Source organism: Alicyclobacillus suci (assembly GCF_017329615.1).
Taxonomy (GTDB): Bacteria; Bacillota; Bacilli; order Alicyclobacillales; family Alicyclobacillaceae; genus Alicyclobacillus; species Alicyclobacillus suci.
In genome coordinates, this window is sequence record NZ_JAFMTW010000042.1 from 14,766 (window position 1) to 31,697 (window position 16,932).

General features: G+C 54.2%; 17 protein-coding genes. 3 read left to right on the plus strand and 14 right to left on the minus strand.

All coding sequences use genetic code 11. The features are described 5' to 3' along the window. Nucleotides 1-10: 10 nt before the first annotated feature. From menH to J3482_RS16105, 6 genes are all read right to left on the minus strand, one after another. On the minus strand, nt 11-832 hold the full coding sequence (gene menH, locus J3482_RS16080; protein WP_146824117.1) for a 2-succinyl-6-hydroxy-2,4-cyclohexadiene-1-carboxylate synthase: 822 nt from the start codon (nt 830-832) through the stop codon (nt 11-13). Next, the gene (menD, locus tag J3482_RS16085; protein ID WP_206918500.1) at nt 832-2,571 is read right to left on the minus strand and encodes a 2-succinyl-5-enolpyruvyl-6-hydroxy-3-cyclohexene-1-carboxylic-acid synthase; all 1,740 of its coding nucleotides are present in this window, start codon (nt 2,569-2,571) and stop codon (nt 832-834) included. Before menD ends, menH begins: the two co-directional genes overlap by 1 nt. A gap of 13 nt (nt 2,572-2,584) precedes the next feature. Beyond that, a complete protein-coding gene (locus J3482_RS16090) occupies nt 2,585-3,976 on the minus strand; it encodes an isochorismate synthase (protein WP_206922712.1) in 1,392 nt (463 codons plus the stop codon). Then, nucleotides 3,973-5,466, minus strand: a complete 1,494-nt coding sequence (locus J3482_RS16095) for an o-succinylbenzoate--CoA ligase (protein WP_146824120.1) — start codon at nt 5,464-5,466, stop codon at nt 3,973-3,975. Before J3482_RS16095 ends, J3482_RS16090 begins: the two co-directional genes overlap by 4 nt. Before the next feature lie 51 nt (nt 5,467-5,517). Next, complete coding sequence (menB, locus tag J3482_RS16100; protein ID WP_021295346.1) at nt 5,518-6,336, minus strand: 1,4-dihydroxy-2-naphthoyl-CoA synthase; 819 nt, start codon at nt 6,334-6,336, stop codon at nt 5,518-5,520. Nucleotides 6,337-6,505: 169 nt separating this feature from the next. Continuing rightward, nucleotides 6,506-7,426: a 1,4-dihydroxy-2-naphthoate polyprenyltransferase gene (locus tag J3482_RS16105; protein WP_146824121.1), complete on the minus strand. Its 921-nt coding sequence runs from the start codon at nt 7,424-7,426 to the stop codon at nt 6,506-6,508. 78 nt (nt 7,427-7,504) lie between these two features. Between J3482_RS16105 and J3482_RS16110 the strand changes: the two genes are divergently transcribed. Continuing rightward, complete coding sequence (locus J3482_RS16110) at nt 7,505-8,425, plus strand: magnesium transporter CorA family protein (RefSeq protein WP_188332328.1); 921 nt, start codon at nt 7,505-7,507, stop codon at nt 8,423-8,425. 135 nt (nt 8,426-8,560) lie between these two features. Here J3482_RS16110 and fdhD read toward each other — a convergent pair whose 3' ends face one another. From fdhD to J3482_RS16145, 7 genes are all read right to left on the minus strand, one after another. Next, nucleotides 8,561-9,379, minus strand: a complete 819-nt coding sequence (fdhD, locus tag J3482_RS16115) for a formate dehydrogenase accessory sulfurtransferase FdhD (protein WP_236018301.1) — start codon at nt 9,377-9,379, stop codon at nt 8,561-8,563. After that, the gene (locus J3482_RS21610) at nt 9,376-9,867 is read right to left on the minus strand and encodes a helical membrane plugin domain-containing protein (protein ID WP_146824123.1); all 492 of its coding nucleotides are present in this window, start codon (nt 9,865-9,867) and stop codon (nt 9,376-9,378) included. Before J3482_RS21610 ends, fdhD begins: the two co-directional genes overlap by 4 nt. A gap of 140 nt (nt 9,868-10,007) precedes the next feature. Then, complete coding sequence (locus J3482_RS16125) at nt 10,008-10,820, minus strand: VOC family protein (protein ID WP_206922713.1); 813 nt, start codon at nt 10,818-10,820, stop codon at nt 10,008-10,010. A 69-nt stretch (nt 10,821-10,889) separates the two neighbouring features. Beyond that, a complete protein-coding gene (locus J3482_RS16130) occupies nt 10,890-12,773 on the minus strand; it encodes a thioredoxin domain-containing protein (RefSeq protein WP_328702728.1) in 1,884 nt (627 codons plus the stop codon). Nucleotides 12,774-12,847: 74 nt separating this feature from the next. Beyond that, complete coding sequence (locus tag J3482_RS21615) at nt 12,848-13,006, minus strand: DUF255 domain-containing protein (RefSeq protein ID WP_206922715.1); 159 nt, start codon at nt 13,004-13,006, stop codon at nt 12,848-12,850. A gap of 86 nt (nt 13,007-13,092) precedes the next feature. Continuing rightward, on the minus strand, nt 13,093-13,563 hold the full coding sequence (locus J3482_RS16140) for a hypothetical protein (protein ID WP_206922716.1): 471 nt from the start codon (nt 13,561-13,563) through the stop codon (nt 13,093-13,095). A gap of 202 nt (nt 13,564-13,765) precedes the next feature. Further along, entirely contained in the window at nt 13,766-14,290 is a 525-nt protein-coding gene (locus tag J3482_RS16145) for a recombinase family protein (RefSeq protein ID WP_206922717.1), read from the minus strand. Nucleotides 14,291-14,783: 493 nt separating this feature from the next. Here J3482_RS16145 and J3482_RS16150 point away from each other — a divergent pair, with 493 nt between their 5' ends. Both J3482_RS16150 and J3482_RS16155 read left to right on the plus strand, forming a co-directional pair. Then, a complete protein-coding gene (locus tag J3482_RS16150) occupies nt 14,784-15,326 on the plus strand; it encodes a GNAT family N-acetyltransferase (RefSeq protein ID WP_206922718.1) in 543 nt (180 codons plus the stop codon). Between the two features lie 294 nt (nt 15,327-15,620). Beyond that, nucleotides 15,621-16,079, plus strand: coding sequence for a DinB family protein (locus tag J3482_RS16155; protein ID WP_206922719.1), 459 nt, complete (start codon nt 15,621-15,623; stop codon nt 16,077-16,079). Nucleotides 16,080-16,325: 246 nt separating this feature from the next. On the opposite strand, the gene tnpC is transcribed toward J3482_RS16155, so the two are convergent. After that, the coding region (gene tnpC, locus J3482_RS16160; RefSeq protein WP_206922720.1) for an IS66 family transposase at nt 16,326-16,932 on the minus strand (607 nt) is incomplete at its 5' end.

Consider the following 16,932-nt stretch of genomic DNA (forward strand, 5'->3'; position numbering starts at 1 on the left):
CGTCAAGCATTCACGGATTCGCTAAGAACGGGACAACGACATCGAGAAATGCCTCTGGCTGCTCCAAGTGTGGGGTATGACCGGCGCGTGCAATCATCGCCGTCTCGCAGTCCGCAATCTGTCGCGCCATCTCCGAGGCAATCTGTGTAAACTTCACATCCAACTGTCCCGTCACAAGTAACGTTTTTGCTGTGACGTCTGACAAATGGGTCCACATCTGCGGCTGCGCGCCTGTTCCAATCCCCCGCAAGCTGCCTGCCAATCCCTCGGCTCGCTGGGCCATGCGAATCTCCCGCTGCCGCAAGAATTGTGCCCTAGGCAAGTTTTTCTGTGACGCAAATAAGGGTATCTCTTCCCACCGCGCAACAAATGCGGCGACCCCATGTTCGAGAATAGACGCCGCGAGTGCTTCGTCTGCTGACCGCCGCGCCGCCCTATCCGCCGCTTCACGAAGGCCAGGTGAAGCGCCTTCGAGCACCAGGCGCTTTACGCGCGACGGGTACTTCGCGGCAAACGACAACGCAATGCGGCCCCCCATCGAATAACCAAGGACATGTGCGCAATTTACCTCAAACACATCCAATAACGCCACCAAATCCGCCAGCGTCTCGTCCATGTGATAACGCGCCGAATCCGTCGGCGCTGCAGAGGTGCCGTGCCCCAAGAGATCCGGCGCAATGCAGCGAAACTTGGGAACCAAGCGAGCCAGAAGAGGCTCGAAGACTTCGTGACTGCCAGTGAAGCCATGCAATAAGAGCAATGGTGTGCCAGAACCTGCCTCAGCCACGTGGTAGTCGGCGCCACGAATGGATACGGGACGTGTCGTCCACATCAGTCCATCACCATCCGGAGTGCACTCGCAACCTCTTGGCGCAACCGCTGATACAAGCCCGCGCTCTCGGCGTTGTCAAAACGCACCTCAATGACCTGCAACCCATTCTGTCGCGACGTGGCCTGGCGTGTTGCCGCGGCCAACGCCATCTCGTCTGTAACGCGCGTAAAACGACCGCCGTACGCGCGAATCATCTCTTCGAATTCGAGTCCGTGCGGCGTGGTAAAGTAACCTAGTGTCTCTTGACGCTGTGCTTGGCTCAAATGTTGGAAGATGCCCCCACCATCATTGTGCACCAGCAATATCGTCAAAGGCACCGAAAAACGCCGTGCCGCAAGTAATCCATTCAGGTCGTGATAAAACGATACATCCCCCAAACACAACGCGGTCGGCTCTGTCGGCCTGCCCGCAGCGACACCAAACGCAGTCGAAACAATCCCATCAATGCCACTCACCCCGCGATTGCCAAACGCTACAATCGGCGGGCGGGGTGATGCGAGGGCGTCGAGATCGCGGATGGGTCGACTGTTGCCAATAAACAATTGTGCACCTTCCGGCAACGCCGCCACAAACGACCGCAGCGCAGCGCCCTCGAACCAATGCTCTCGCGTGAACGTTGCGACGACGGATGCGACTGCCTCGTCCGCCTGTTTCCAGGCCTGTACATACATTGCCCAAGGGTCGTTTGCTGCAAGTCCACGAGTTGCCAACTCGCGCAACAAGGCCAACACATCCCCCGCGATGACATCTGTCGCGACAAACGACGCATCGCGATACCACTCCGACTCGTCGACCACAAACACGCGTGCACCTTCCGCCGCATGCTGCATAAATGTCGACATCGACTTCGAGGTCGGCTGTCCACCCAAACGCACCACCAAATCTGGCGCGGGCATGGTGTCCCCCGCAGCCGTCAGCAGCAAATCAAAATACTGCACCTGCGTCGCCGCTTCCTCATCGGGGACAAAACGCGCTTGCGACAGCACGTCTGCACAGAGGACAATGCCGTATTTCGCGCAAAATGACGCGACAGCCCGACCCATCTCGACGGATGGCTGCGGTCCAATGACGAACATCGGTCGCTTCGCCGTTTGCAGCGCGTGATACAGTGCCTCGACAGCCGATTCGTCTGGCAGGGCCTGCGCTGAGCGGTACAACGACGGAATCGAAATCTGGTGTGCATCGGTAAGTTCCGCCCGCGGCGGAAGCATTAAAGGCTCGACAAACGGGTAATTCACGTGCACCGGCCCGGCAGGCGCGGCCAAGGCGACCGCTGTTGCCCGCGCCGCCATCGCAGCGGCGTGCCTCGCCAATTCCTGCGTGCCATCCGGTACCGGCAACTCCATCGCCCACTTCACGTGCATCGCGTACATCCCCGGTTGTCGGACCGCCTGGTTAGCCCCCACGTCGCGCAGCTGATGCGGCCGATCCGCCGTCACCACGAGCAACGGAACGCGCGCCTCAAATGCCTCCATTACCGCCGGATAATAATTCGCCGTCGCCGTCCCGGACGTACAACAAAGCACCACCGGAGTGCCGGTAGACTTTGCGAGGCCCAGTGCAAAGAAGCCGGCGGATCGTTCATCGAGATGTGAATACACCGTTATCTTTGGATGCTCCGCAAACGCGAGGGTCAGCGGTGTATTGCGTGATCCCGGCGAGACCACAGCCGCCTTCACCCCAGCGGCGGCCAACGCGTCGACAAACGCATGCACCGGCCACAAATCCCAATTTGCCATACCCAAATCCCCTTCACCCGAGCGCAAGCCGCATCGGTGTCAATTTCATTTCTGTCTCCTGCCATTCATCCGCCGGATTGGAGGCGGCGACAATACCACATCCGGCATACAACACCGCCTGCGGATAGGCAACCGCTGCACTCCGCAGTGCGACACTGAGCAACCCGTTGCCACCTGCGTCGACATAGCCAATGGCTCCAGCGTAATACCCTCGCGGCCACCCCTCGTGCGCGCGAATAAACGCGAGCGCTCGCCCGAGCGGCACACCACCGACGGCTGGCGTCGGATGCAGAAGCGAAGCCGCATCAAACAGATGCTTGCCCGCCCTCAACTTCGCCCGAACCGGCGTATAAAGGTGCTGTACATTCGCCAGTTTCTTCAACACGGGCGCATCTGGAACCGTCATTTCTTCGGCCACCAAGCGCAGCCTATCGGTCACCACGCGCACCACAGCCGCGTGTTCCTCGCGGTTTTTGGCGCTGTTCAGCAACGCGTCGGCAAGTGCCTGATCTATTTCAGGAGTGTCCCCACGGGCCGTCGTGCCCGCCAGACAGTCGACTGCCATCCACCCGCCTTCGACCCGAACGAGTTGCTCAGGGCTTGCGGCAAGCAGCCAACGGCCATCCCAAGCCAGTGCAAACACATGGCTAGTCGCGTATGTATCGAGTAACCGCGCCAGCGCCTCCGAAAGTGACGCGCCAATCGTGACCGGCGTTTGTCGCGCAAGGACCACCTTCGCCATCTCGCCGCGCCGCAATTCGCCGACAGCCTTTTGGATAAGCGCCTCCCAAGACCGAGCGTCGTGCACTATCCCAACTGAACCCTGATTCACTTCAGGTGACATCAGGTCGTTCGTGCCCGCTCCCGAATGGAAGGCAGCCCGCCCGTTATCCGCCGCACCCGAAAGCACCTCGCCAATGGGCTTGAGCGCCTCGTTGACTGCCGCTGTCGACAACCCATTTGGCAACACCGCAGTCACCGTGACCATTCGCTCACTATCATGTCGCTCCAACGTCACGGTCGGAACAAACCACAATGCGTGCGGCCACCCAGAGAGCGTGCCCTCGACAGGTTGGGTCGAGTCAAACACGAATCCACCAAACCAGGTGACTGGAATACGCGGCACGCGCTTGGCGCGAATGGCCATCTGAATGTCGCCCAGCGCGTCCGGTCCATTTCCGGTAAGCTGAGTGGCCGCCCCGAGTCCAAGGGCCGTGCGATGCGTCTTTGGATCCGACGAAAACACGGCCGGCACACCTATCTGCCAACGCACGAACGTGTGCAGCGGTATCTCAAGTGGGATCTTCACGCGCACGATACGCTTGTCCTCCCACACAACTGCCGCATCATCGGCGTAGGCGTGCGCCAGTTTGCCCACCATGTCGTCCCACGCCATCCTCTTCATTGCAAGCGCTCCTTTAGAATCCGCCGCAGCAATTTCCCGGAGGCATTACGCGGCAATTCGTCGACAAAATAAAACGCCTTTGGCACCTTATATCCGGCCAGCAACTGGCGGCAATGATTCGCGAGTGCGCATTCGGTCAGCTCCACTTCCGTTGCTTTGACGACGAACGCAACAGGCACCTGCCCCCAAGTGGGATCTGATTGCCCCACAACCGCCGCCTCACGCACGCCCTCGTATTGCACAAGGACAGATTCAACCTCCGCGGGATAGATATTCTCTCCCCCCGAAACGATAAGGTCTGCCCGCCTATCCAGCACGTAAAGAAATCCTTCTTCGTCAAACACACCGATATCGCCGGTATAAAACCAGCCATCCCGGAACGATTTTGCATTGGCGTCGGGACGCTTCCAGTAACCTGAAATAACCGTTGGGCCCTGAACGACAATCTCGCCCTCCACAAAAGCCTCATCCGTGAAGCCATCAGGTGTTGCAATGCGCACCCGCATATTGGCTAGCGGCTTTCCAGAACTACCAACCTTGCGCAATGCATCCGCAGACTGTAAAGTCGTCGCCTGTGTATTCGTCTCCGTCATTCCGTAACTTTGATTCACCGGTATCCCCAGCGCAAGCGCTCGTGCCACAAGCGATTTTGGCGCTGCGCTACCGCCTAACAACACGCAACGCAGCGCCTTTGGATACCCTACACGCCGATGTTCAATGAGGCGTTGGAGCATGGTCGGCACAACCGAAACCATAGTGATATCACCGCTATCCAGCGCTTCATTGACAGCCGACACGTCAAATCCGTTGTGAATGACAACCGTCGTACCGTAGATGAGACTGCGAATCAGTACTGCCATACCCCCGACATGAAATAGGGGCATCGGCACGAGCCACCTGTCGACCGGCGTGAGTCCAAGTTGCATGGCAGAAGCCATCGCGCCCCACCAGTGGTTCTGATATGTAAGTACAGCGCCCTTCGCGACGCCTGTGGTACCAGATGTATAGATTATGGCGTGCATGTGGGTCAATTCGATATCCGACCGCTCTACCCGCTCTGCGGTCCGCTCAATCGACTCAAACGCCCGACCGCCATACCGCGGTTGCACATGTTGCAAAACGTCTCGCGCCAGTGTCGCCCCACCTTCGTCAAACAACAGGATGGCGACCTCGGCATCTTCCACTTGCTTAGCCAACTCCCTACCCGTGAGCCGCCAGTTCAGCGGTACGACAACCGCATTTAGCTGCATGATGGCGTGCATCATGAGGGCGTACTTGACGCCTGTCTTGGCGATAACCGCAACCCTATCGCCCTCGGTGACCCCTAATATCCGCAACGAAGCCGCGTACTCACACGCGGCATCGTAAAGTTCTCGATATGTCCAGGTCCCCTCCGGCGCGACAAGGGCCGGATGGTCTGGATAATGGATGGCGCGTCCTCGCAACCAATCGGGAATTGAACGGACGGGTTGCACCTCAAAACCGTGCATTCAACTCACCTCGACTCCATTCAAAGCTAATCGCGCGTCATACCCACCTCATTAGGGAAGTCTGCCAAACTTCGTGAAGTCGGGCTTGCGCTTTTCAAGAAAGGCGTTCTTTCCTTCTTTGGCCTCTTCTGTCATGTAATACAACATTGTTGCGTCACCCGCCAACTGCTGCAGACCAGCCGCACCATCGGTATCAGCATTAAAGGCCATTTTCAGGAAACGAATGGCAATTGGACTCTTTTCAAGAATCTCGCGTGCCCACTGAATACTTTCTTCTTCCAGCCGATCCAGCGGCACGACCGCGTTGACCAATCCCATATCCAGTGCTTCTTGTGCAGAGTACTGGCGGCAGAGGTACCAAATTTCCTTCGCCTTTTTAATGCCGACCGTCCGCGCCAACAGCGACGCGCCATATCCTGCGTCAAAGCTGCCCACTTTCGGCCCGGTTTGCCCAAACCGCGCATTGTCCGCCGCAATGGTCAAATCACACACCAAATGCAGAACATGTCCACCGCCAATCGCATAACCTGCGACCACAGCAATGACTGGCTTCGGCAACTGCCGAATCAACCGTTGCAAATCAAGAACGTTCAACCGTGGAATCGAATCGCCACCGACATATCCACCGTGACCGCGCACGCGTTGGTCGCCGCCGGAACAAAACGCAAGATCTCCAGCGCCGCGGAACAACACGACACCCGTTGAAGCATCGTCGCGGATATGTTGAAAGGCATCAATCATCTCGGCGACCGTCTCCGGCCGAAATGCATTGCGCACCTCTGGGCGATTAATCGTGACACGCGCAATTCCTTCTGCACGTTCATAAATAATATCGGTATAATCCTTCACTTTTTCCCACTGAAGTGTCACGCCAAACCCTCCCGAATCCACTCCAAACTTCCCGTCGAGTGGTACCTCACAACGCCCATAATTATAGAACTTGTCCCAACCAGGGTCAAAAAAAGCCGTCCTCCGACTAGGTGACTAGTCAGCGCGGACGGCCTTTTCGAGCACAGATTTTAACATCGATACATAAACCTTACAGACGGAAGCTGATAAACAAACCGACAGACAAGAGCAACCCGAAAATCGTATTGGTCTGTGCGGTCGCCTTCATCGCCGGCATCATTTGCATTGGCAAACGTTTGCCAATAAAACCCGTCACCGCTTGAATCGGTTTCGGGACACTCAAAAGAACCAGCAGCAACCACGGGCTCGCATAGCCCAACACGACCATGCCGATAATCCACAGATAGGCGACGACAAAGGAAACTGCCAACAGCGCGACCGCCCCTTTGTGCCCAACCAAAATCGCCAATGTCTTGCGGCCGGAACTCTTATCCCCGTCCAAATCTCGAATATTGTTCGACATATTGATAGCACCGACGAGAATTGCAATGGGAACCGAAATTAAAATACTTTCCGTATTGATATACCCGGTCTGAATAAAGAAGGAAATCAGGATAAACATCGCACCCATCGACAAACCAGCAAACAATTCACCAAGCGGCGTATACGCGATGGGCAGCGGCCCACCCGTGTACAGATAGCCAATCAACATCCCGATAGAGCCAATTAGCGCCAGCCACCAGCTACTGCTGATACACAGGTACACACCAATCAGCAAGGCAATCAAATAACACCCAAGCGCCATCCGAAGCACCGTCTTTGGCTGCAAGCCATCGCGGACAATCGCGCCGCCAATGCCAATCGAATGCTCCGTATCCAACCCCCGCCTGTAATCGTAGTACTCGTTAAACATGTTCGTCGCTATCTGGATAAACAGACAAGATAATAACATCGCGACAAAGCGCAATACGTGTAAATGCGCGAATGACAACGCGAGAACCGTACCAATGAGCACCGGGACAAAAGACGCCGTCAGTGTGTGTGGCCGGGTTAATTTCCAGAGCACATGACCCAATTGTCTATCTTGCGAAACATTCTCCTGCAGTTGCATGACACATCTCCTTTCCGTCAATATCTTACTATCCTCGTCAATAGATTGGGACACACTCAAATAAGTCAGGTGAACATCATGCTGGTCTATCACAACAACGAAGTCATGCGCATCGACAATCGAGCGCCACAAGAAGGTGAAATGGTCTTTTTAACGCTGCTCAACCCAAACGAACAAGACATCCGCCATACGGTTAGCGAACTGTTCCAATGCCCCACGCAAATTGTCGACGACTGCCTACAAGAAGGTGTGCGTCCGCGCCTGCACACACATCACGATATCGCATACTTCCCGTTCTTTTTCCTGCGAGACGACTGGCAACTCGTCGAAATTTCCGTTGTCATGGGTTCGCAATTTATCATTGCCATTCTCAAGGAACCCATGCCGTTTCTCGGAGAACTAGAGGAGGAATTTGATAAATCTCCAGAAAAAATGCACAGCCCAGGGCGAGCCGTCTATGAATTTCTCGATCTCTGCGTCCACCATTACCTAGACCTCGTCGACAATATCGAAGAGACAGTCGACACACTCGAGTCGCAAATCTACGACAACCCCGAGTCTTCCGTCGCCTCGACGATTTTCTCGCTCAAGCGCACCTTACATCACGTCCGACGCGTATTCAGTGACGAGCGAAGCGTGGTCGAAAGTCTTATGCATATGGGTTTCTCCTACAGCAAACCAGAGGAAAACGTCTACTTCATGGATCTTTACGACCACATCAATCACATCGTCGACGACGTCGATAGTTTCCGCGAAGCACTTTCGGGGTTGTTAGATCTGCAAATGGCTATCAAGAGTGATCGGATGAATTCCATTATGAAGACCTTGACCATCGTCAGCACCTTGTTTATGCCATTGTCGTTCATCGTAGGGCTGTACGGCACCAACTTCAAAGTACCGGAGTACAGTTGGCACTATGGCTATCTCTGGCTGTGGGGATGGATTCTCGCATCGGTTCTTGTCCTTTTCATCATCTTTAAGCGACGCAAGTGGTTATAGAAAGAATCCCCACAAGTATGCAGGTACCGGACGCAACAGCGCCACCATGCGGATAGCGGTTCCCGGTCGGCCATCCGCCGGCTGCACGCCGGTACCTGACCTATAATAGAACAAACAGTCATGTCACCGCCGCAGTTACTGACGAATGCGCCAAGGGTGCGTATAGACGTTAAATGAACGACCGCGAACGAACCCGACTGCAGTAATACCGAGCTCATCAGCCATGTCAATGGCGAGCGCGGTCGGTGCAGACCTCGCCACAACGATACCGACACCGATTTTCGCCACTTTCAAGAGTACCTCGGAAGAAATGCGCCCACTAAAGGCGATAACCGTGCCTGCCAACGGAATCTCTTGTTGCAGCACATGGCCAAAAATCTTATCGAGTGCGTTGTGACGGCCAATATCCGTGCGCGCCAAAACGAGTTCACCCGGCCTGCACAGCGCCGCCATATGGACACCACCGGTCTCATGAAAAAGCGTCGCTTTTTCGTCCATGGCGTCAAGCACGGCAAATACCTGATCAGCAGTCAGCTGTACATCGTCATCGACATGTTTGGCGGTGACCGCATCGTTGTGAAAATAGAAACTCTGCCGTCCCTTTCCGCAGCAGGAAGCGATATAGCGCTTGTTGTAAAACTCCTGATTAAATGTCACCTTGTGCTTCGTCGTCACCCGTGCAGTACCCATAAAGCGACTGATGGCGAGCGACTCAATCTGGTCGGCCCGGCGAATAATGCCTTCAGACGCCAGAAATCCTACAACCAGTTCTTCCATATGCGTCGGTGTGCAAACGATAGTCGCCAACTCATTTTCATTCACAAAAATGGTGAGGGCATACTCGGATGCAATCGCATCCGTCGTCTCTACGAAAGCGCCATCTCGGAACTGCACAACCGGCTTTTCCATGCGCTGTGGCATGTCATGATTCGGTTCTGCAGGCACTGAACTCATCGTGCTGCGCCTCCAGCCTCTGTGTCCCCAAGCGCACGGCCCATGCCCTTTAGGAAAGACGTGACAAATGAAAGGGCCCGACTCACATCCGGATCTTGCAGCGTGGCAAGCAAATCGTACAAGCCAAATTTCTCCTTTGGCGCTGTCGACGCAGCTGCCTCAAGTCCACCGGACACAGCCGCCATTGCGGTATTCAGCGAATTTTTCTCAACAGCCCCCACCGCTTGCAACAACGTGACGGCGTTTTTCATACCGCCAAGGTACTCCTGCCGTTTGATGAGTTCCAAAACGACGCGCATGACGTCGTCTCCCTGTTCAATCAACGCGCGCAACAGCGGCAAAACCCCGCGTTCTTCCAAATCCTGCAGTAAGTAAAGCGCTTCAACGACGCCTTCAGACGCCTCACGTTTCGCGCGTTCAATCGCAGCCTCTGCGTCGCCCAACTGGTCAATCTGGCCATTTGCGATAGCTGTAGTTGAATCGGCCACCCTCGGTACCCCCTAATTAAGCGATTGCAACCGTGAGCACAGGGTCTATACACAACCAGCGCCCACATCCTGCATATCCATCTAAATGCTTCACACTATCAAAGGTAACTCGCCGCGCTGCAGAATACAAGGCAACCGGACTACTCGCCACGTATCACGCGAACCGATAATCCGTAGAGTATCTGCCTACCTTCTACAAACGTCTCACCTGCGGCACGACGCGCACGCAACACCAGTTCAAACGGCCGCTCGCCATGCAGCGCCAACACACGTGCAGCCGCCTGCGCACGCGGCTCCCAAAAATAAACGTCCACATCACCGAGGTGCGCGACCAAGCCCTGCCCGCGCACCGCATCCGCTACAGACAAAAGCGGCACCGAAAAATATTCGGCAAAGCGCGCCTGAAAAGTGCTCAAGGACTCAACCACTGAGTGGAGGGCGCTAAGATGATACGGCTGCGCTTGCGGAAGCGCCCCACTATCCACGAGCGATTGCCTGCGCACCTCGTCCGGCTCCCCCCACTCAATGAGAAACGGCAATTGAAACCCTCGACCCAAAGGCTGCTTCGGAAACAGCATTCGCCACGAGAGCATCGTACCATCCGGGCGCTTGCGGGAAGCCTCGACTGGGCCGTCAAACGCACACCCCTTGGCCCGCCAACTCTCGGCCACCTGATCCATCTTGGAGGTCCGCAGCGCGAACTGCACAGGCGATTCTGCCACGCTCAGCGCCGCGAGGACGCGCGCACCAAATTCCGTCTGCGCAGCGGTCGCTTCATCCCGTACGCCAATCCACTCAATATACGGCAACCCTAGATAACAAAGGGTGTTGTAGGTTCCCCACTGCGGATGTGTGCCACCGTCCACCGTCGTGAGCCCAAAAGCGTCCGTAAACGCCTGGCGCACCGCCTCAGGGCTGTGCACCGCGTGCAAGAGGTGATCAAACTGCAACATCTAAACGCCTCCCCATTGGCGCATGTCGAGATTCCTCGGTTTCAGCTTTGCCCCGATTCGCCAACCAACTCAGCGCAACTGCGGCGGATTCACCCGCACATGCGCAATCGCCGTTCGCCAATCGTGTACAGGCCGCTCACAAGCGAAGTGACGACACACGTAGAGCGTCGTCTCGCCGCCTTCTACCGGATACACCTGTGCCTCCGAAACGCGTGCGCCCGGCTTGAGCACCACGGCCTCCGGCGCAAAAACCTCGTGCCAGCATTCGAGAAACGCGGCCACCTCGTTGTCGCCGTGCGCTTCTGCGAACACCACTTCGGTCGATCCCGCCTCGACCAACATCCCCGCCATCAACAGATATAAATGTTCGGCCGGCGCCTCATTCAGAAACTCGCCAAACGCAGCGAACAGTTGGTCGACTTGCTCTGCCAGGTGCGCCTCGCCAGTGATGGCATAGAGACGCACGAGGTTGTACGCAGCGACCGAATTGGCGGACGGCGTCGCACCGTCATAAGCGGTTTTGGGCGCCGCAATCAACCGCTCGGCATCTTTGCCTGCCAAGAAGTAGCCGCCTTGTTCGTCGTCCCAGAACAACTCGTTCATCCGCATCTGCCAGTGCATCGCCCGACGCAGGTAATACGCGTCCAGCGTCGCCTGATACAATTCGAGATAGGCCCAGACGAGATACGCGTAATCGTCCGCGTACGCGAGAATCCCCGCTTCGCCCTCCCGATAACGCGCCAACAACCGCCCGTCGTGACGCACCAGGTGCTCCTCGACAAACGACACAGCGCGCACCGCATTGCCAATGTACTCGGCGTCGCCAAGCACCGCACCTGCCTTGGCGCATGCAGCAATCATCAATGCATTCCAGGCAGTCAGCACCTTGTCGTCCGTGCCTGGCGGCGTGCGGTGCGCCCGCCATTCGAGCAACACTTCGTTCGCCGCGTCCAATTTCGCCCACAACTCATCCGCCGTCAGTCCATTCGAGGCCGCAAACGACGCGACATCGACATCAATTCGGTTGGGCACACTGTAGCCCTCGAAGTTGCCCTCTTCGGTGATGTCATAGAAGTCGCAATACAACGGCGCCAACTCTTCGCCAAGCGCCGCTTCCACCTCATCCGGGCGCCACACATAAAACCGCCCTTCCTGCCCTTCACTATCCGCGTCTTGCGCCGCGTAAAATGCGCCCTCCTCGGACGTCATCTCGCGCGAGAGATAACTCATCGTGCGCCGGATGAACGTGCGATACGTCTCATCGGTCGTCACCTGGTACAACTCGGTCGCCGTCAAGACGCCCAAGGCGTTGTCGTACAACATCTTCTCGAAGTGTGGAATGCGCCATAGTGCATCGGTCGAATAGCGCGATAAGCCGCCTCCGACGTGATCGTGAATGCCACCCCGGATAATCCCGTTCATGGTCGTCGTGGCCATGGTGAGTGCCTCTGCATCGCCGGTAAAGCGGTGGTAGCGCAACAAAAACATCAATTGGTGGAACGACGGAAACTTAGGCGCATCACTAAACCCGCCATACTCCGGGTCAAAGCGTGCCGATAGCTGCTCAAACGCCTTGTCCACCGCTTGCCGCGGCTCAAACGTCGCTGGCGCCGCCGCAAAAATCGGCTGCATACGGCGCGTGATGTCCGCGCTCGCCTCGCGAATCCGCTCTCCCTCGTTCGCCCACTTATCCGCCAACTGCTGCAGGATGTCAATCAGCCCTGGCCGACCGTAACGCGAAGTTTTCGGAAAATACGTCCCAGCGAAAAACGGGTGCCCATCCGGCGTCATGACCACCGTGAGCGGCCAGCCGCCCTCGCCGGTGAGCGCCTGGCAGTAGGTCATATAGACGTGATCGATATCGGGACGCTCTTCTCTATCCACCTTAATCGCCACGTAATGCTCATTGAGCAACTTTGCAACTTCTTCGTCTTCAAATGATTCATGTGCCATCACGTGGCACCAATGACAAGTCGACATTGGAAACTCCATTTTCAGCGTATAGTGCTATTCATAGCCCCGCAGGGCTACGAATAGCCGATGGACAGAAAGACGGGCTTGGATTCACGAGCCGCCTTCTGGAAAGCTTCCTGACCCCACGGGAACCAGTCGACAGGATTGTGGGCGTGTTGCAGAAGGTATGGGGATTTCTCGGTTATCAACCGATTAGATTTATTATCAGTCATAAAATGTTGGACTCCTTTTTCTTGAATTACCAAAGCAAGATATGGTCTTATTCCATTATACCCACAACACGAAGAAAGCACCGACATTACGTCGATGCTGAATGATTTCTTTTTTCCCAACCGTCTAGAATGTCATTGAATACGCGATTGAAATTTCTTATGGCTTGTTCAGATGGTTCACCAAACGCTTCAAACACTGTATTCACACCAGAACGCTTACCCCGATAGACTCTTGCAAGCGTGATTGTTGGATAAATGCAATTGGGTTCATTCACAGCATCTGGCCCACATTTCTGCTCGAAGCCCTCATCAGAATGCATGGGCACCCTATTCTCTAGTACACCGTTTTCAATGCTACTTTTCGGGCTAGTCAGATAAGTTTTATGGTATTCTTCAACTACACGATCAGCTTGAAAACCGATCTCATCACTCTTTTGCTTACGATCTCCCGAGCCGACTTTTGGATCAGTCCGTGTGCCTTGCGAATAACTGGCATTACGATCACCTTTTCGAATGAGCTCAGAGGAATTCTGAATTAGGAGTTCAACTGGACTCATTCGTGTGAAATCTCACCTTTCAACTCTCCGACTTAAGTCAGATCAACTAAGACCATCAGATCTCACCTCAGTTGAACGATCACCACGAGGCACACTCGTCAAATCAAAGAAAAAAGCCAGTTCTAAGTCATCGCAGGCGGGATAGCTAATCACGTCTAGGAGCTAAACTGGCGAAATATCTATCAAGTTAATCGGTCGGGCATTACTCTTCGCTTACCGTGCCACCAGATTCGCCTTCGGTCTGAGCCGCCTCACGGCGAAGTTTCAGTTCGCGATACAACACGCTCTTCGAAACTTTAGTGAGTTGACACACTTCACGAACAGAGTGTGTCCCAGCTGAGTACAGCCGAATCGCCTTTTGGACAGCCTTCTCGTCGCTTCTTGGACGCCCTCCTACGCGTCCTCTTTCTCTTGCAGCAGCCAGCCCTTCAAGGGTTCTCTCCACAAGATTGTCCCGCTCGAATTGTGCCATCGCGGCAAAGATAGCCAACTGTAGTTTTCCGAGCGCTGTGCCCATTTCCGCAGCACCAATGCTTAGATGTTCTTTGTCAGATTCAAAGCTGATGCCGCGACCATGCCAATCTTCCAATAGAGCGACTAAGTCTACACTCTTGCGAGAGACTCGGTTTAACGACTCGACCACAATCTTATCTCCCGCGCGTAAGACTCGCTGAAGCTCTCTGAGCGCTGGCCTATCGACGCGTGGTCCCGGTGTACTTGTCGACAAAAATGTCCTCCCTTAGGATGCCGTACTCCCGCATTAGCAGATTTAGCTGTCTGTCTGGATGCTGATCCGTTTTGCTGACACGCGCGTATCCCCAAGTTTTTGAACCCATTTCTACCCACATCCCATCCGTGATATCGAGACCGTTTTACTGGTCGTAGAATGTAAATAGTGATGACCCGAAAACATGCGTTATTGAGAAAATCTCTGAAATGAGAGATGCACAAAAAGGCTGGATACAGGCACTTAGCAAACGGGAATATTTCTCGGAAAGAAACAGAGGGATCAAAGAGCGAATTTGCGGAGGTTTAAAAGGCTTCCCGTATTCGATGGAATTAGGGACTTGCTATCTCGGAAACTTATCCGCTTGAAATCAAAGACCATGTTTAATGGGAACCAACGCGTCAGAAATTATGGATATTTATTCGTTTCACGTGTGCTATGCTTGCTGCAGTAACGGGCAGCTGTATACAGGAAGGAACCGGAGGAATTCCCAATGAAACTAGTGGGTGTCGGTATCTATATGAGATTTTTAGAGGAAACAGACGCTTCTGCGAAGCTGGACTTAAACTTGAGAAACCGTTCATTTTTCGAATCCTACCTGACAACACGTACTGAAGATTTCTACACCCTTAATTACCAGATGAATTCCATTAGGTCTGGTATTGCCAGCAAAGAGAAAGATGAGGGGTACTTTTTGGGTGTGTTTTTACCCGACTCCGACGACTTGATCGGCATTGTCTCATTAACTGAAGTTGTCCGAGGTCCGTTACAGTCATGTTGGTTAGGTTACTCCTTGGACCAGGCACAGAACGGACGAGGATACACCACAGAAGCGGTTCGGCTTGTTGTTGATTATGCGTTTCAGGTTCTGAAATTACACCGAATTGAAGCTGGTGTAATGCCGCATAATTCGGCATCAATAAGAGTCCTTGAGAAGTCAGGATTCGAAAAAGAAGGTCTTTCCAAGAAAAACGTCTTAATCAATGGAAAGTGGGAAGACCATTTACATTTTGCTATCGTTAATCCAAATGATTAGATCCTCTAGCTACAGTCCAGTTACAAAAGCTATTGCAGTAACGGGTGCATTAACTGAAGAACTACTTAGTCCACGGATGCATGGTTATACGCCCCAATGCGGCAACACTCCTGTCGCTCTCGGGCAGCTATCTGCAATACAATTTCTACTTTGAACTGATGTGATATTAGTAGACCATGCGAACCTCACCGTGATCGTGGGACAGGTGAACTGGAGGACGAGAAAATGAGGGAAATACTGCAGGTCGTCCCTTTGCAAGGATATCCTAGTGAGATTGGCCGGTGGTTGTGAGCGATGCAGGCAACCCGGAGCAGAACTTTGGAACTAGTCGAGGGACTTGACCAATCAACTTTGGATTGGGAAGGGCCCGACGGGCTGGACAATTCCATCGGCACATTGCTTTATCACATTGCGCTGGCCGAGATGTCGTGGCTCTACTTAGACATTCTTGAGGAGACATTTCCGCCTGATGTCAAAAACGATTTCAAATTTGAAATGGTTGACTCCCAAAATGGGATTACACGTGTCGCCAATGTCTCACTTGAGGAACATCTTGGACGACTTGCTCGAAGTCGTTCGCTCTTCCTTAACGCGTTTCACAAAATTACGCTAGATGATTGGCGCCGTTCACGTAACCCAGAGGACGTCGAATATAAAGTGACGCCTGAGTGGGCCGTTTTCCACTTGGTAGAGCATGAAGCTGGGCATGCATTCCAGATCAGCTCAACAAACGTCGTGCTCATCGCTTCCTGAGGTGAAGCAATTATCGGGGGACCGAGTAATGTGGAAGGAACAATACTAGGGCCAGAGCTATACACTTGAATGAATATGCGCTGCGTTCACAGCGCCGATGTGGCGCTCTCGGGCAGTTATGCTGAAAAAACACTCTTGAAGGAGGTTATTCATTGGTGAGCGTCAAATAGCGACCACCTAGGATTTCACTTGACTATATGGCATAAAACAAATCATCCCCGCTATCGGCAGGGATAATCGTCGTGCTTATTTGGTTTTACGCCGACTTCGAATGTGCTCCGGCAGCTCCTCCGACCATGGCAGTAGGGTGTTTAAGGCATCCGGTTCTCCAGAATCAAGATTGGGTAACTGCTCAAACACATGTTGGAGGTACGAGACCGGCTCTAGTCCATTTTCTTTTGCAGTTTCAACGAGACTATACGTGATTGCACTTGCCATTGCGCCCTTCGGTGTATTGGCAAACAAGAAGTTCTTTCGACCAATCACGAACGGTTTAATGGAACGCTCACTCCGGTTATTATCTAGCTCTAAATTCCCGTCTTCCGTAAACACGATGAGTTTGCTCCATTGATTTAGGCAGTACGTGATGGCTTTCCCCAAGGCGCTCTTTGGCGTCACTTCGGCACTCTGTTTTTCTAGCCATGCCAAAAACGCGTCCAGTACAGAGCGACTTTGCTTCTGTCGCAGTTCATGACGTTGTTCCGCCGTTTTATCCTTGAGTCCGCGCTCTATCTTGAACAAATCGTTGCAGTATTGGAGTCCAACTCGCGCAGCAGTTGGCATTTTCTGATCCGACGATGGCAGTGACTTCACTGCTTCGTCAAACTTGCGCCTCGCGTGTGCCCAGCATCCA

Coding starts and splice junctions, on each gene's coding strand:
- menH (WP_146824117.1), bottom strand. CDS start 832: ATGTGGACGACACGTCCCGTATCCATTCGTGGCGCCGACTACCACGTG.
- menD (WP_206918500.1), bottom strand. CDS start 2,571: ATGGCAAATTGGGATTTGTGGCCGGTGCATGCGTTTGTCGACGCGTTG.
- J3482_RS16090 (WP_206922712.1), bottom strand. CDS start 3,976: ATGAAGAGGATGGCGTGGGACGACATGGTGGGCAAACTGGCGCACGCC.
- J3482_RS16095 (WP_146824120.1), bottom strand. CDS start 5,466: ATGCACGGTTTTGAGGTGCAACCCGTCCGTTCAATTCCCGATTGGTTG.
- J3482_RS16105 (WP_146824121.1), bottom strand. CDS start 7,426: ATGCAACTGCAGGAGAATGTTTCGCAAGATAGACAATTGGGTCATGTG.
- J3482_RS16110 (WP_188332328.1), top strand. CDS start 7,505: ATGCTGGTCTATCACAACAACGAAGTCATGCGCATCGACAATCGAGCG.
- fdhD (WP_236018301.1), bottom strand. CDS start 9,379: ATGAGTTCAGTGCCTGCAGAACCGAATCATGACATGCCACAGCGCATG.
- J3482_RS16125 (WP_206922713.1), bottom strand. CDS start 10,820: ATGTTGCAGTTTGATCACCTCTTGCACGCGGTGCACAGCCCTGAGGCG.
- J3482_RS16130 (WP_328702728.1), bottom strand. CDS start 12,773: ATGGCACATGAATCATTTGAAGACGAAGAAGTTGCAAAGTTGCTCAAT.
- J3482_RS21615 (WP_206922715.1), bottom strand. CDS start 13,006: ATGACTGATAATAAATCTAATCGGTTGATAACCGAGAAATCCCCATAC.
- J3482_RS16140 (WP_206922716.1), bottom strand. CDS start 13,563: ATGAGTCCAGTTGAACTCCTAATTCAGAATTCCTCTGAGCTCATTCGA.
- J3482_RS16150 (WP_206922718.1), top strand. CDS start 14,784: ATGAAACTAGTGGGTGTCGGTATCTATATGAGATTTTTAGAGGAAACA.
- J3482_RS16155 (WP_206922719.1), top strand. CDS start 15,621: ATGCAGGCAACCCGGAGCAGAACTTTGGAACTAGTCGAGGGACTTGAC.